General features: G+C 59.5%; 12 protein-coding genes. All 12 read left to right on the top strand.

Annotation, left to right across the window (positions count from 1 at the left end; all coding sequences use genetic code 11):
- The first annotated feature begins 1 nt into the window (after window position 1).
- The 12 genes from EOI86_RS16440 to EOI86_RS16385 are packed head-to-tail and all read left to right on the top strand — an operon-like array spanning window position 2 to window position 13638.
- Window positions 2–1639, top strand: coding sequence for a hypothetical protein (locus EOI86_RS16440; RefSeq protein ID WP_127766230.1), 1638 nt, complete (start codon window positions 2–4; stop codon window positions 1637–1639).
- Window positions 1636–2940 (top strand): aspartate aminotransferase family protein, encoded by a 1305-nt coding sequence (locus EOI86_RS16435; protein WP_127766229.1) that lies wholly within the window; start codon window positions 1636–1638, stop codon window positions 2938–2940. The genes EOI86_RS16440 and EOI86_RS16435 overlap by 4 nt, the downstream gene beginning before the upstream one ends.
- A 36-nt stretch (window positions 2941–2976) precedes the next feature.
- A complete protein-coding gene (locus EOI86_RS16430) occupies window positions 2977–3927 on the top strand; it encodes a sulfotransferase family protein (RefSeq protein ID WP_161973864.1) in 951 nt (316 codons plus the stop codon).
- Complete coding sequence (locus EOI86_RS16425; protein WP_127766227.1) at window positions 3924–4841, top strand: GNAT family N-acetyltransferase; 918 nt, start codon at window positions 3924–3926, stop codon at window positions 4839–4841. Before EOI86_RS16430 ends, EOI86_RS16425 begins: the two co-directional genes overlap by 4 nt.
- Window positions 4838–6499 carry an asparagine synthase C-terminal domain-containing protein gene (locus EOI86_RS16420; RefSeq protein ID WP_127766226.1) on the top strand — a complete coding sequence of 554 codons (1662 nt, stop codon included), beginning with the start codon at window positions 4838–4840 and terminating at the stop codon, window positions 6497–6499. The genes EOI86_RS16425 and EOI86_RS16420 overlap by 4 nt, the downstream gene beginning before the upstream one ends.
- Window positions 6496–7827, top strand: a complete 1332-nt coding sequence (locus tag EOI86_RS16415; RefSeq protein ID WP_127766225.1) for a DUF7033 domain-containing protein — start codon at window positions 6496–6498, stop codon at window positions 7825–7827. The genes EOI86_RS16420 and EOI86_RS16415 overlap by 4 nt, the downstream gene beginning before the upstream one ends.
- Window positions 7820–8551: a hypothetical protein gene (locus tag EOI86_RS16410; RefSeq protein ID WP_127766224.1), complete on the top strand. Its 732-nt coding sequence runs from the start codon at window positions 7820–7822 to the stop codon at window positions 8549–8551. Before EOI86_RS16415 ends, EOI86_RS16410 begins: the two co-directional genes overlap by 8 nt.
- Before the next feature lie 19 nt (window positions 8552–8570).
- A complete protein-coding gene (locus tag EOI86_RS16405) occupies window positions 8571–9809 on the top strand; it encodes a glycosyltransferase (RefSeq protein ID WP_161973863.1) in 1239 nt (412 codons plus the stop codon).
- Window positions 9806–10825, top strand: a complete 1020-nt coding sequence (locus tag EOI86_RS16400; protein ID WP_127766222.1) for a Gfo/Idh/MocA family protein — start codon at window positions 9806–9808, stop codon at window positions 10823–10825. The genes EOI86_RS16405 and EOI86_RS16400 overlap by 4 nt, the downstream gene beginning before the upstream one ends.
- Window positions 10822–11388: an acyltransferase gene (locus EOI86_RS16395; protein ID WP_127766221.1), complete on the top strand. Its 567-nt coding sequence runs from the start codon at window positions 10822–10824 to the stop codon at window positions 11386–11388. The genes EOI86_RS16400 and EOI86_RS16395 overlap by 4 nt, the downstream gene beginning before the upstream one ends.
- 41 nt (window positions 11389–11429) lie before the next feature.
- Window positions 11430–12554, top strand: a complete 1125-nt coding sequence (locus tag EOI86_RS16390) for a DegT/DnrJ/EryC1/StrS family aminotransferase (protein WP_127766220.1) — start codon at window positions 11430–11432, stop codon at window positions 12552–12554.
- Window positions 12523–13638 carry a glycosyltransferase gene (locus EOI86_RS16385; RefSeq protein WP_127766219.1) on the top strand — a complete coding sequence of 372 codons (1116 nt, stop codon included), beginning with the start codon at window positions 12523–12525 and terminating at the stop codon, window positions 13636–13638. Before EOI86_RS16390 ends, EOI86_RS16385 begins: the two co-directional genes overlap by 32 nt.
- Window positions 13639–13648 lie beyond the last annotated feature (10 nt).

Genomic DNA, 13648 nt, shown 5'->3' with positions numbered 1-13648 from the left:
CATGGCGGTCACCAACACCAGCACGGAAGCCGATGCCGAGGCGCGCGGCCCCCTTTTCTTTGATGCACCGGCGATCAGATCAGCCGGGCGGGCAGGCTTTGCGGACAGTTTCTGGTGGCCGGTTTCCGAACACGATCATACCCAATTCCTGGACGCCTTTTGGAAGGCTTTCGACCTTTTCCACGCCGCCCTTGAGGGTGAAGACAAATATGTGCTTCTGGCCGATACGCAGTTCGCCTTCATTTTAGCTGCGCATTGCCATTTTGCCGGTGCATTTGCCCAGGCCAAGGCATTGGGTGTCGAGGCCAACTATACCGAAACGTCCAAACGTTTCCTGGAACCGGATTGGGACGTCTTCGCGACGGCTTTCGATGCCCCGCCGGCGGCCAAACTCATATCAAGGCTCCGAATTCGGAACCTCATCCGCAACACAATCTTCAATACACGCGTGGCCTGCAAAACGCTGATGCGGGGCCGCCTTCCACGATACGATACGATCGGCATCGGGAGCGGCGACGATCTAAAGCTTGAGTATCTGGAACGAAAGGGGCGGCTTTGCCGGCATCTGTATCTGGAACTCGTCCTGAATGGTGTGGAGGCTGAATCCGCAAAAACTTTGTCGTCAGAAACCATCGAGCATCTTCATCGTTTTCTCGAATCCGCCGCCGCGGCTGCATCGAAATACTTGAGATGCGAGAACATTGAGACTGCGACAATCGCACAGGCCTGGATCAAACGGCTGCAACGATTGAAGCAGCTGTACACGTTCGCGGCCAGAACGATGCCGGCGGCGGAAAGCGTGGTTGTCACCCAGCTAGGAAAGCCGCTGAACAGGACCTTGGCATTCGCAGCGAAAAGCCGCGGCAGCCAGGTCATCGGCTTCCATCATGGGAACGACATGTGCAATTTTTGGGAACGGGCGCAGGCCTATTCCGAATATGCCGTATGCGACCTGTTCGTTTGCCCGACGACGAAATCGGCCGAACACCATGCGACGGAATACCGGCTGTCCGGCATTTCCGAACAGCAGCCCACAGAGTTCATCGGCCTGGAAACGAGTGACTACCAACGGCAAATAGAGGCGTCGCGGAAATCCGCCCTGCCGGCGGAGATCCGGTCCGTGATGATCGTCGGCTATCCGATGACCGCGCTGCGGTATCACTATTCACCAGCCGATTTCTTTGCTTTTCAATTGGACCTCGAAATCCGTGTCTGCCGGTTTCTGAAGGATCAAGGCTACCGTGTACTGTACAAAGCCCATCCCGATAGGCTGAAGGAAGTTCAAGGGCTTTTCGACGATCTGGCCGATGAGGTGATCGCAACCCCCTTTGAAGAAGTCTGGCAACAAGCCGACGCGATCTTTTTCGGCTGCATGACCAGCACGACGTTCGGCTACACATTGTGTACGAACCGGCCGGTCATCGCCCTCGACATCGAAGAGACGGAGTGGAACCCGGCCTTGAAACCGCATCTTGATAACAGATGCCGGTTCGTTTCAGCTTACTGGGATTCCCGTAACCGCCTGATATTCGATGAAAAGCAGTTCGCCACCGCCCTGCGCGAACCGCCCACACCGCCCGATCAGGGCTATGCCAATGCTGTCTTACTGCCTCAAACCGATAAGAGTGCACCGCGATGACGTTACGCAATACTGATCTTGATGTAAGCAAGAGCCTGGCTTTGCTTGAGCGTAGTCTCAAAACAATTCCGCTAGGCGCGCAGACTTTCACGAAGAGCTTCCAGCAACATGTGCATGGGACAACCCCCTTGTTCCTGGAGCGCGGCGATGGCCCCCGATGCCTGGATGTCGATGGCAATTGGTACATCGACTATGTGATGGGTCTGCTGCCCATCGTGCTGGGCTATTGCGATCCGGATGTCGACAAAGCGATCAAGGATCAGCTTGCCAAAGGGATTTCGTTTTCGCTGTCGACCGACCTGGAGGCCGAGCTTGCAGAACGGCTTGTGCGACTGATCCCTTGTGCTGAAATGGTTCGTTTCGGCAAGAACGGGACCGATGCGACATCGGCGGCCGTGAGGCTCGCGCGGGCAAAGACCGGTCGCGACAAGATTCTGGTTGGCGGATATCACGGCTGGCAGGATTGGTATATCGGCGCGACGACACGAAGCCTCGGCGTGCCGGAAGCGGTTCGGAACTTGACCGTCAAGTTCCCGTTCAATGACCTGGATGCGCTGACCGCCGTGGCCAGAGAGCATGGTAAGGATGTCGCCGCCATCGTCATCGAACCCGCGGTAACGACGCCGAAACCGGGATACCTGCAAGGTGTGCGCGACATCGCGGATGAAATCGGCGCGGTCCTCGTCTTCGACGAAATCATCAGCGGCTTCCGGATCGATATGGGCGGCGCGCAGACCTATTACGGCGTAACGCCCGACCTGTCCGCATTCGGCAAAGCAATGGCCAACGGCATGCCGATTTCCGCAATTGTCGGTAAAGCTGAATTCATGGCGCCGATGACCGAGATATTCTTCTCGGGCACATTCGGCGGTGAAGCTCTCTCCATTGCCGCCGCCATCGCAACGATCGACAAATTGGAAGCGAATAAAACGCCGCAACAGTTCTGGCAGTATGGCGAAGCCCTCATGAGCGGCATGAACGACAGGATCGCCGCTGCCGGATTGCAGGAGTCGCTTCAGATTACCGGCGACCCCTGGTGGCCCAAGATCACGCCCTCTCCGGATGCCGGGGTGGAAGGCCCAGTGGTCATGAGCTTGATCAGAGAGCAATTGGCGGAACATGGCGTGCTGACCGGCGGGGGGATCAACTTCTGCCAGCGTCATATTGACGATGGTTGCCTTGAGCCGACCTTGAAGGCATGGGACGCGGCGATGGATCGGTTGAAAGCCGCCATGTCGAGCGATGATCCCGAATCCTGGCTCAAGGGCGATGTCGCCCGCCCCGTGTTCAAGGTTCGCTAGGAGCGACCGTATTTTCCCCTGGAGGTTCAAGCTTCGGTGCAACCGCTGAAGATTGCCAAGCATTTCTCGAACAAGGCGCTCGGATTTTTCGAGACGGATATCTATTGCCGTCTGACGGGCCAAACCTATCCGAAATATCCGCCGATATTCATCATTGGCGCGCCTCGCAGCGGAACCACCTTGTTCTACCAGCTACTGGTTCAAGCCCGGGCATACGGTTATATCAGCAACTGGCATTGCGCGCGGCATGCCGCACCGGGGCTTTGGCATTCCTTCACGGGTTGGCGGCCCGGCAAGACGTCAGGCGATTTCGCCTCGTCCGGCGGCAGGACAAAAAGCCCGGATGGTCCCAGCGAATGCGGTGCGTTCTGGTATCGGTTTTTTCCGCGCAACCCACATTCCGCCGGGCGCGGTGCTATACCGCACGGCCGCCTAAGACAAATGACAGCATCGGTTGCCGCCCTGACACAGGCCTGTGACGCGCCCGTCATCTTCAAAAACGTTATCAACAGCGTCCGGATGGCAGCCCTGGACGAGGCCTTTCCGGACTGCCTTTTCATTGAAGTTCGACGCGATCCGGAACGGAACGCGCAATCCATTCTTGCCCAGCGCAAATTGGAGAACGGGACCTATGACGATTGGTGGTCCGTGCGGCCCGCCGGATTGACGGTTTCAGACCAGGACGATCCGGTAAGACAGGTTTTCGAACAGATCGAAGCTGTCAGAAAATCGGTTGCCGCTGATGCAAGCACCCTTCCCGACGAACGCTTCCTGTCGGTTCAATACGAAGATTTTCTTGAAGACACGGCTGCGACGCTGGCGCGCGTCGATGCATTTGTAGCGCGTCACACGATGCTGCCAGCCACGCGCGGCCAGGTCCCACCCAGCTTTCCCGAGACCAAAGCCCCCGCCCTCCCGGACGCGTTGCAGACTGAAATCGCCGCCGTCTGCAATTCGCCGGCGCACGTTCCCGAGCGGTCGACATGATTGGAAATTCCCCCTTCGATCAGCCTTGGTGGCTGGATATCGCCGCCCCAAATGGCTGGGACGAAGTCTGCATAGAAGAAAACGGCGCCAGCATCGCCAGGTTTCCGTATCTGGTTCCGCGCGCCGGATCCTATGGCGCCACCATTTCCACGATGCCGCCCATGACGCCCTGGCTCGGCCCATCCTTCGCCGCCATGGACGGCAAACCGTCGACGGTATTGGGTCGGCGGCAGGCTGCATTGGCCGACATGTTGGAACGGCTGCCTGCGGCGGGTTATTTCCAGCAGGACTTTCACCCCGCCGCCGAGATCTTCTACCCCCTGACCCAGGCCGGATTTTCCGTCGAACCAAGACTGACCTACCGGCTGAAGGACATTTCGGATACCGATGCCGTTTGGGGAATGTTCCGCGAGAACATCCGCCGCGAGATTCGAAAGGCGCAACGACAGCTGACCGTTGTCAGTGACGCACCCTTGGACATTTTGGTGGACCTCAACGCCAAGACCTATCGAAACCAGGGGAAATCCGTGAAGACCGACCCGGATCTTCTCGGCGCGCTTGCGGAAGCCGCGGCAGCACGGGAATGCGGCACGATCATGGCGGCGATGGATGAAGCCGGCCAAGCACATGCCGCACTGTTCCTGGTCTGGGATCAGGCCTGCGCTTACTACGTTCATGGCGGAACCGACCCCGAAACACGGACAAACGGCGCGATGAGCCTGCTGTTATGGAACGCCATTCAGACCGCCGCGAAAAACGCCGAGGGTTTCGACTTCGAAGGCTCGATGCATGCCCCGATCGAACGCTATTTCCGTGCCTTCGGGGGGGAGCAGCAGGTCTATTGGCGCGTTAGCAAATCAACCGGCCTGTACCGGTGGGCGCAAGCGTATCGACTGGCGCGTGGCGGATCATGACCGGGATGTTGGCGCCATCGCTTTTGTTCGACGCCGATCTCGGCTGGTCGAAGCAAGACAATGATCACGGAACAATCTGGCAGAAGGGCCATGCAACGCGGTCGCCCGCGGCGCTTCTGGAAGGCCTGACCACGGATGGGGCATTCGACGCCTGCGCGGATTGGCTTGGTTCGGTCAGCGGTAATTTCGCATTCGTTCTGCAGAACCGCGATGTGACTGTCGCGATGACGGACCATGTCCGCTCGATCCCGCTTCTCATCGGTGCGCAGAACGCCAAGATTGTCATCGGACAATCAGGCAACGTTCTGCGCAAAACGCTTGGCCTTGCGGAGATCGACGAGCATGCGGGACTGCAAATCGCGATGGCCGGCTATACGGCGGGCCGTGAGACGCTGTATGCAGGCCTTGAGCAGCTGCGCGCTGGGGAGATTGCCTGCATCGACCACAGAACGGGCAAGGTAGCGTTCCAGCGCTATTACCACTATCTGCCCGTGGCGGCCGACGACACGGCGGAGGATCAGACCTGGCAATCCCGCTTGGCGGACGCGATCCATGACGTGTTTGGCGATTTGGCCGAAGAGCTGAAAGACAGACCGGTTTTCGTCCCCCTCTCCGCAGGATTGGACTCCCGCCTTGTCGTGTCCGGCTTGGTGGAAAACGGGCATAAAAACGTTACGGCTTATGCCTATGGCCGACCCGGGAATTTCGAAGCCCAGGCATCGCAGAAGATTGCGGACCAGATGGGTATTCCTTGGATTTTCGTGCCGTATTCGCCGTCGGACATCAGACGTTTCTCCGACTCGTCGGATTTTCACCGTTATATGGAAGTGTCGGATACCTGTGGGTCTCTTCCCTTCCTTCAGGATTTTTATGCCGTCTCCATGCTGAAGACCATGAACAGCGTTCCGGAGGACGCAGTCTTCATCAACGGCAATTCCGGCGACTATATTTCCGGCGGTCACATCCCGGACAAACTGTTCCAGGACGCCGCCGGCAATGGCTCGGCCGACCGCGCGATCCAGGCACAGGTGACAAAGCACTACAGCCTGTGGAAAGACCTGCATACGGCAGGCAACGACGCCGCGATCCGGGATCGCCTGTTCGCGTCACTGCACGAACGGTTCAGCAGCGAAGAGCTGGACACCATGGACAGCCGGTCCCTCTATGAATATCTGGAGTTCGAAGCGCGTCAGACGAAATTCGTCATTTCCGGTCAGCGCGTCTACGAACATCTTGGCCACGAATGGCGGCTGCCGCTGTGGCACAAGATCTTCTTGGACTTTTGGCAGAGTGTCCCGTGGCGTTTGAAGCGCCGCCAAAAACTGTATGTCGACACCTTGGCGGATTTGAACCTTGGGTCGGTCTGGCAACCGATGCGCCATCCGGAATTCGTGACCCCACCCTGGACGAGACCCATGCGATTTCTTGGAAAGTGTCTTACGGCGCCCTTCGGCCGGGATGCTTGGCGGCGCATGGATCGCCAGGTTTTTCTGTATTGGACCGACGTGATCTCCACCCTCGCCTATCGCCCCTATAGCCGCGCCCTTTTTGACCGGCGCGGTTTCCGAAGCGGGGTCGCCCTGCGATGCGAAAGCTATCTGCAAGATCACGGTTTGGACCATCAAGGCCGTCCGGGCCGGGGGCCTCAAACCCGATGACGGAAAAACGCTCAATACGCCTTTCCACGGCACCGGAACTGCAAGCCTTCCGGCCTGAGCTGGACCATGTCTGCCGCTTTCTGGAAGCCATGTTTCCGCTGCGTTTCGATGACGGGGCGGAAGTTGCGCTTCACTATGGCGCCGACGCCCCCGACGACGCCATTCTGACCATTCCGGCGGTTGCCTTCCCGGCCTGTGTCACGATCGGCGACAAAGGCGATCTGCTTCCAAACCGGAAAGCCCTCGAAGACCTCACAGCAATGGAGACGGGAACGACCCCGTTGTTCCCACCCGCGGGTGAGACTTCTGCAATTGAAGCGCGCCTTCCCTATGATGCGATCGGCTCGATTTTCGTCTTGATATCCAGGCTTGAAGAATACGGCGCGGAGACCGGCGACCGTTACGGCCGCTATACGATCGAAGCGGACCTGGTTGCGCGCTGCGGCCGCTATGGCGAGGCCCTTGCCGACAGGGCCGCGTGGGATATCGCGGCAGCATTGCTGAACGGCACACCCGAATACACTACCCGCTACGATGTCATTCCGACCCACGACATAGACTCGCTGAAAGGGTATCACAGCGTCCACGAACCGCTGCGCTGGGCAATGGGCGACCTGATCAAGCGGCGCAGCCTTTCAAAAGCGGCGAACCGGCTGCGGGAGGGATACTTCTCCGGCGCGCCCTGGCGCTCCATCGAGGATCTGATGGCGGCATCGGAAAACCACGGTTTGAAAAGCCGCTTCTACTTCATGGGCCCCACATTGGACCCGATGGACGCGCCCTATGCGGCCAAGTATCCCAAGCTGACCGGTAAGGTCATCCGGCGCATCCGGCAAGGCGGCCACCGGCTTGGCTATCATCCCGGATTCCAAACCTGGGACGACGAAGAGGAATGGGCCCGGCAACGCCGGGATCTGGAAGCCCTGGCCGGTGTTCCGGTCCTGGAAGGCCGGCAGCATGTTCTGCATTACAAGACAGGCGTGACCGCAGAGATTTGGGACCGGATGGGAATGGATCTGGACCTGACGCTCGGCTATCCCGAGAAAAGCGGCTTCCGCACCGGTTCTGCCCATGCGGTCCCGGCCTACAGCCTGCGTCAGCGCAAGACGCTCTCCCTGCGCCAAGCCTCCACCGCCGTTCTCGACTTCGGCTTTTTCGGCGGCAAATATCGCTCCATGAGCATCGACGAAGCGCTTGAAGAATGCCGCGCGGTCATCGATCAATGCAAACGGTACCAGGGCCAATTCGTGTTCCTGTATCACAACAATCAAACGACCGCGCCATTGTGGCCCTTCTACAATCGCCTGTTGGATCTTGCCTGTGACTGACACCGGAACCGAGATGGACATCGACGCCTACCGGGCGCTGGTCGGTGCGTTTCACGACCGCGGATATGCCTTTGTCGGCTTTGACGCCGCGGAGGAGGACGCGCGCCATGTCATCGCGCGGCATGACGTCGATTTCTCGATAGACCTCGCCACCACGCTTGCGGAAACGGAGGCGGCGCTTGGCATCGCGGCGACCTATTTCGTCATGCTCACCAATCCGTTTTACAATCTCGTCACCCGTGAGGGCCGCGCCGCGCTGCAACGGATCATTGCGCTGGGACATGCGGTGGAATTGCATTTCGACGTCTCATGCTATGCGCCGGACGCACTCGAAGAAGCAGCGGGCGCCGAATGTGGCCTGCTATCCGACCTCACCGGCCGGGCGGTCAACCTGATCAGCTTCCACAGACCGGCCCCGGAATGGTTGGACAATCCGGCCACCCTTGCCGGCCGCTCTCACACCTACATGCCCCGGTATTTCAGCCGGATCGGCTATTGTTCGGATTCACGGGGCGCGTGGCGCTTCGGACATCCGATGGATCATGAGGCCGCGGCCGCCGGCAAAGCCCTGCAGCTTCTGACCCATCCGATCTGGTGGACAACGCCGGCGGGCACGTCGGTCGAGAAGATCGACCTTTGGCGGGCGCAAAGACATGAAGCCGAGACGGTACAGGTAGGTGACAATTGCATTCCCTACCGTGACCGGCCGGTTGATGCCCGCTAGACCTTCCGCTGGAACAGGCATGCGCATAACCTTCGTCTATCGCCTCTTTTCCGGTTTCGAGGATAGCTTTCGGTCCGGCTTCTGGAAGCCCACCGGCGTGCCGACCGTCTATCGTTTGATGGAGGCTTGCGAAGAAAAGGGCATCGACTGCGAATTCATTTTCACCGCCAAGGACGATCATCTCGTCCGCGATTTTCCGGCAGCCGCGACCCTGGCGCTGGACGGGCTGAAGACACCGGTTCATATCATCCCGTCCGCCAACTGCGGCAAAGGTCTTTGGGGAAAGGCCCGCCGGGCGCTAATGGAGGTCCGCCAGGCTTTTCAGGTCTACAAACGTATTCGATCCAGCAATCCGGACCTCGTCTATATCGGAAATGCCAACCTGTTGCTCGCCGGGTTCCTCGCCCGCTTCACAAATTTCAAAACCCTGTTTCGGGTTATGGGCATTTACCCGGTGATGAGAACGGCGCTTGAAAGCAAAAGCCTTGTCCTGCGCGCCATGGCGTGGCTGTACCGGTCGCCTTTCACGGCGGCCCTGGGCACACAGGATGGCAGTGGTTTTCCGGCCTGGGCGTCGAAGGCACTTCGGCCAGGTGTGCAGGTCGCCTATCTGCTGAACGGTGTGGACAATCCCGATCCGGCGCAATCCTTGCCCCCGTCGCTGCCGCCCGGACTGGCGCAGAAAACGGTCGTCCTGTTCGTGGGGAAACTGACGGATATGAAGGGCGCGCAGGAATTCGCCGACGGGTTCCTGAAAGCGTTCAAGGATTGCCCCGACGGGCTGTTCGCCATTATGGTCGGCACCGGCCCCCTGAAAGAACCCATTCAGCGGGCCGTCGTCGATGCCGGCGCCGACCACGCCTTTGCTTTGATCGACCGGTTGCCTCATGATCAGATTCTCGCCGTCCAATCCCTGGCTGACATTTATGTGTCGCTGAACAAGCAGGGAAACCTCAGCAATGCGAACCTTGAAGCCTACCGGTCGGGCCGCTGTGTCATTATTCCGTCATCGCAACCCGATATCGGGGTCGATGCGGACACTGACGAACTTCTGGGACCGGACACGGCCGTCCGCATTCCGGACGCGGGCGACATCGATGCCTTGGCCGAAGCGATCACACGGCTGCACCGCAACCCATCGGAGCGGTTGAGCCGCATGGAAGCCATGCAGAAAGTATCTGAGACACTGCCGGGCTGGGACGACCGCATGGCGCGGGAGCTCGATTTATTGCAGTCAATTGCCGGAGTACAGAGATGAAGAAAGTGCCTAATGTAGCGGTTATCGGCGCGGGTGGCTGGGGTAAGAACCACGTGCGCAATTTTCATGCTCTGGGCGCGCTGCGGTCGGTTTGCGACCCGGACACCGAAAGACTGTCGGCGATGGTTTCACAGTATGACGGCGTGGCGGCCCAACCGGACCTGCAGGCCATTCTGGACGATCCGGATATCGACGGTGTCGTTATCTCCAGCCCCGGCGCGACCCATGGTGAGATCGCCCGCGCCGCCCTTCAGTCCGGAAAGCATGTTTTTGCCGAAAAGCCTCTCTGCCTCGACTTGGAAGAGGGGAAACAGCTGAGGCTGCTTGCGGAGGAGCGCGGCCTGACCCTGATGGTCGGCCATCTATTGCTCTATCATCCGGCTTTCATCGCGCTGCAAGATTTCGTCGCGCAGGGCGGGTTGGGCGACATCCGGTATGCCTATTCGAACAGGACGAACCTTGGGCGCATTCGAAACGAGGAAAACGCCCTTTGGTCTTTCGCGCCGCACGATATCTCGATGCTGCTATCCCTGATCGGCGAAATGCCGTCCCGGATCGTCTCCAATGGCGGCACCTGGCTGTATCCCCCGGTCGCCGACACATCGCTGACGCACATGGATTTTTCGGACGGGGTGCAAGCGCATATCTTCGTCTCCTGGCTTCACCCGTTCAAAGACCAGAAACTTGTCGTCGTCGGTACCAAGGGAATGGCGGTGTTCGACGACACACAGGCCGAGGACGGGAAACTGGTTCTCTATGACCATCGTATCGGTTGGAACGAAAGCCTTCCCGAGATCGAAAAAGCCGATGCGACGCCCATCCCGTATGAGCGCTCGGAACCGCTTCGAAACGAATGCCAGCACTTCCTTGACTGCATCACGAACGGCACAAGGCCGCGCTCGGACGCCGCTGAAGGATTGCGGGTACTGGCCGTTCTGGATGCCTGCGAGCGAGCCTTGCGGACGGGTGAAACGACAAAACCGGCACTGGCCTGGGATTTGGACGGCACGCCATGACCGATACCGGCTATTTTGTCCACGAAACCGCCGTGGTCGACGCCGATGTGGAAATCGGCGCGGGCACGAAGATCTGGCATTTCTCTCACATTTTATCGGCGGTCAAGATCGGTGAGAACTGCGTGTTCGGTCAAAACGCCAGCGTCGGGCCGAACGTTTCGATCGGGTCCGACTGTAAAATCCAGAACAATGTGTCGATCTACAAAGGTGTGACCCTGGAGGACGATGTCTTCTGCGGCCCCAGCATGGTTTTCACAAATGTGCTGACGCCGCGTGCCTTCGTGAACCGCAAAAGCGAATTTCTGCCGACCCTGGTCAAGAAAGGGGCGTCCATCGGCGCGAACGCCACGGTTGTCTGTGGAACGGTGATCGGCCGGTATGCGATGATCGGCGCCGGTGCGGTAGTCACGAAAGACGTCCCCGACCATGCACTCGTCTTGGGCAACCCGGCCAGGCAAGCCGGCTGGGTCTCGCGCAATGGCGACCGGCTGGGGGAAGATCTGGTCTGCCCCTCGACCGGCGAACGTTATTCCGTCGGCCCCGACGGCCTGACCCTTTTATGACCCTTTTCCTTCTCACGATCACTTAATCCTAGGATACCGACATGAGCACGATTCCCTTTGTCGATCTAAAAACCCAACTTTCCCGCATTCGGACCGATGTCGACGCGCGGATCGCCAAGGTGCTGGACCATGGACGGTTTATCATGGGGCCGGAGATCAAGGAGCTTGAGGATCGGTTGAGCGCCCATTGCGGCGCGCGCCATACAATCAGTTGTTCCAGCGGAACCGACGCTTTGTTGATGGCCATGATGGCGATCGATATCGGCCCGGGGGACGGCGTGCTGGTCCCGGCCTTCACCTTTCCCGCCACGGCCGAAGTGGTCCAACTGCTGGGGGCGACCCCGGTCTTCGTCGATATCGATCCGGTTACCTACAACATCTGCCCGGCAGCGGCGGCACGGACCCTGGCGGAACTGGCGGACGAGGGCAAGGTCGCGGCAAAGGCGATCCTTGCCGTCGACCTGTATGGCCTGCCGGCGCCCTATGGCGCGTTGCGCAGCCTTGCCGACGAGCACGGACTGGCCTTGATCGGCGATGCCGCGCAGAGCTATGGCGCGAGCACCCCGGACGGCCGTGTCGGCACCCTTGCCGACATCACCGCGGTCAGCTTTTTCCCAGCCAAACCGCTTGGATGTTTCGGCGATGGCGGCGCGCTTCTGACCGATAACGACGAAATCGCTCACCGCTGCGCTTCGATCCGGGCGCACGGCAAGGGTGACGCCAAATACGATATTGTCCGCATCGGTCTGAACGCCCGTATGGATACCATGCAGGCCGCGATCCTGCTGTCGAAGCTGGACATCTTCGACGACGAGTTGGCGTCCCGTCAGAAGGTCGCCGCGCGGTATGAGCAACGGCTTTCCAACATCGTAAAAACGCCGGTCGTCCCGGAAGACGTCACCTCGGCCTGGGCTCAATACACCATTCGTGTGGACAACCGGGATTCGATCGTCGCCGCGCTTTCCGAGAAGGGCATCCCGTCGATGGTCTACTATCCGCGCCCGCTGCATCAGCAACCGGCGTATGAACAATTCGCCCGGTCCGGGTTGGATCAAAGCGAGCAGGCATCGGAACAGGTTTTGAGCCTGCCCTTCCACCCCTACCTCTCGGGCGAGGATCAAGAACGGATATGCGATGCCGTTTCGCAAGCCGTTGCACACGGATAGCAGTACAACCGCGATGCATTTCTGTTTCGTTCTACCGTCCTTTACCGGCGGGGGCGCGGAACGCGTTACCCTTCACCTCGCCAATGGCATGCGTCGGAAAGGACACCGCACGACGGTGATCGTTTTCAACGGAACCGGGCCCCTGCGGGACCTTGTGGATGAAGAGATGCCCGTCATCGATCTCCACAAGGACCGGCTTCGCAGCGCCATTTGGTCCTTGTTCGCCACCCTGCGCCGGGAACGCCCGGACATCACCTTCTCTTCCTTGGGGTATGTGAATGTCGCATTGCTGCTGGCACGCCGATTCCTTCCCGGACGTCTCGTCATCCGCGAGGCCAATCTCCACGCATTGAACGACCGCATGAAGGGCTTTGATCGTCTGGTCTACGCGCTGTCAAAATGGCTGTATCGTGACGCGGATCTATGCATCGCCAGTTCCCATACCATGGAGCAGGCGTTGCAGGCGCACCACCGGGTCGCGCCGACCAAATCGACGGTTATCTACAACCCGGTGGATATCCAGACGATCCGGAATTCGCTTGAGCCGCAATCAACCAAGGCGGATGGAATACATATCGTCGCCGCCGGCCGCCTTACCGCGCAAAAAGGTTTCGACCGACTGTTGAATGCCTTTGCCGATTGCGCGGCCGGAACACATTTGACGATTCTGGGCACGGGGCCGGAACACGACCGCTTGCTTAATCTGGCGACGGAACTGGGCATCTCGGACCGCGTCGACTTCGCGGGTTTCGTCAAACAACCTTGGACCATCCTGGCATCGGCGGACCTTTTCGCTTTGCCGTCCCGCTGGGAAGGCATGCCGAACGCCGCCCTTGAAGCGCTTGCTTGCGGCACACCTGTTCTGGCAACACATACAAGCGGCGCTATCCACGAGGTCGCCCGTCTTGCAGAACCGGATTGTGTCGCGGTTTCCAAGGATTGGGACGAATTCGTCATGCGCCTGAAGGATTGGACGAAACCGACAGGCACTCTTCCCCGTGACAGTCTTCTGCCCGCTACATTCAGTCTCGAGACGGCAATCGCCCGGTTCGAGGCCGAAACATCAACCCTTGTTCAGGCATAGGCGCCGGGTC

This window comes from Hwanghaeella grinnelliae (genome assembly GCF_004005845.1).
Taxonomy (GTDB): Bacteria; Pseudomonadota; Alphaproteobacteria; order UBA8366; family Aestuariispiraceae; genus Hwanghaeella; species Hwanghaeella grinnelliae.
The sequence above is the reverse complement of the archived record's forward strand: the minus strand, read 5'-3'. Positions and strand labels throughout refer to the sequence as shown.

What these genes read in the sequence shown, in the direction of transcription:
- EOI86_RS16385 (WP_127766219.1), top strand. Translation starts at nt 12,523, where the DNA reads ATGCCGTTTCGCAAGCCGTTGCACACGGATAGCAGTACAACCGCGATG.
- EOI86_RS16400 (WP_127766222.1), top strand. Translation starts at nt 9,806, where the DNA reads ATGAAGAAAGTGCCTAATGTAGCGGTTATCGGCGCGGGTGGCTGGGGT.
- EOI86_RS16420 (WP_127766226.1), top strand. Translation starts at nt 4,838, where the DNA reads ATGACCGGGATGTTGGCGCCATCGCTTTTGTTCGACGCCGATCTCGGC.
- EOI86_RS16435 (WP_127766229.1), top strand. Translation starts at nt 1,636, where the DNA reads ATGACGTTACGCAATACTGATCTTGATGTAAGCAAGAGCCTGGCTTTG.
- EOI86_RS16395 (WP_127766221.1), top strand. Translation starts at nt 10,822, where the DNA reads ATGACCGATACCGGCTATTTTGTCCACGAAACCGCCGTGGTCGACGCC.
- EOI86_RS16415 (WP_127766225.1), top strand. Translation starts at nt 6,496, where the DNA reads ATGACGGAAAAACGCTCAATACGCCTTTCCACGGCACCGGAACTGCAA.
- EOI86_RS16440 (WP_127766230.1), top strand. Translation starts at nt 2, where the DNA reads ATGGCGGTCACCAACACCAGCACGGAAGCCGATGCCGAGGCGCGCGGC.
- EOI86_RS16405 (WP_161973863.1), top strand. Translation starts at nt 8,571, where the DNA reads ATGCGCATAACCTTCGTCTATCGCCTCTTTTCCGGTTTCGAGGATAGC.
- EOI86_RS16390 (WP_127766220.1), top strand. Translation starts at nt 11,430, where the DNA reads ATGAGCACGATTCCCTTTGTCGATCTAAAAACCCAACTTTCCCGCATT.
- EOI86_RS16425 (WP_127766227.1), top strand. Translation starts at nt 3,924, where the DNA reads ATGATTGGAAATTCCCCCTTCGATCAGCCTTGGTGGCTGGATATCGCC.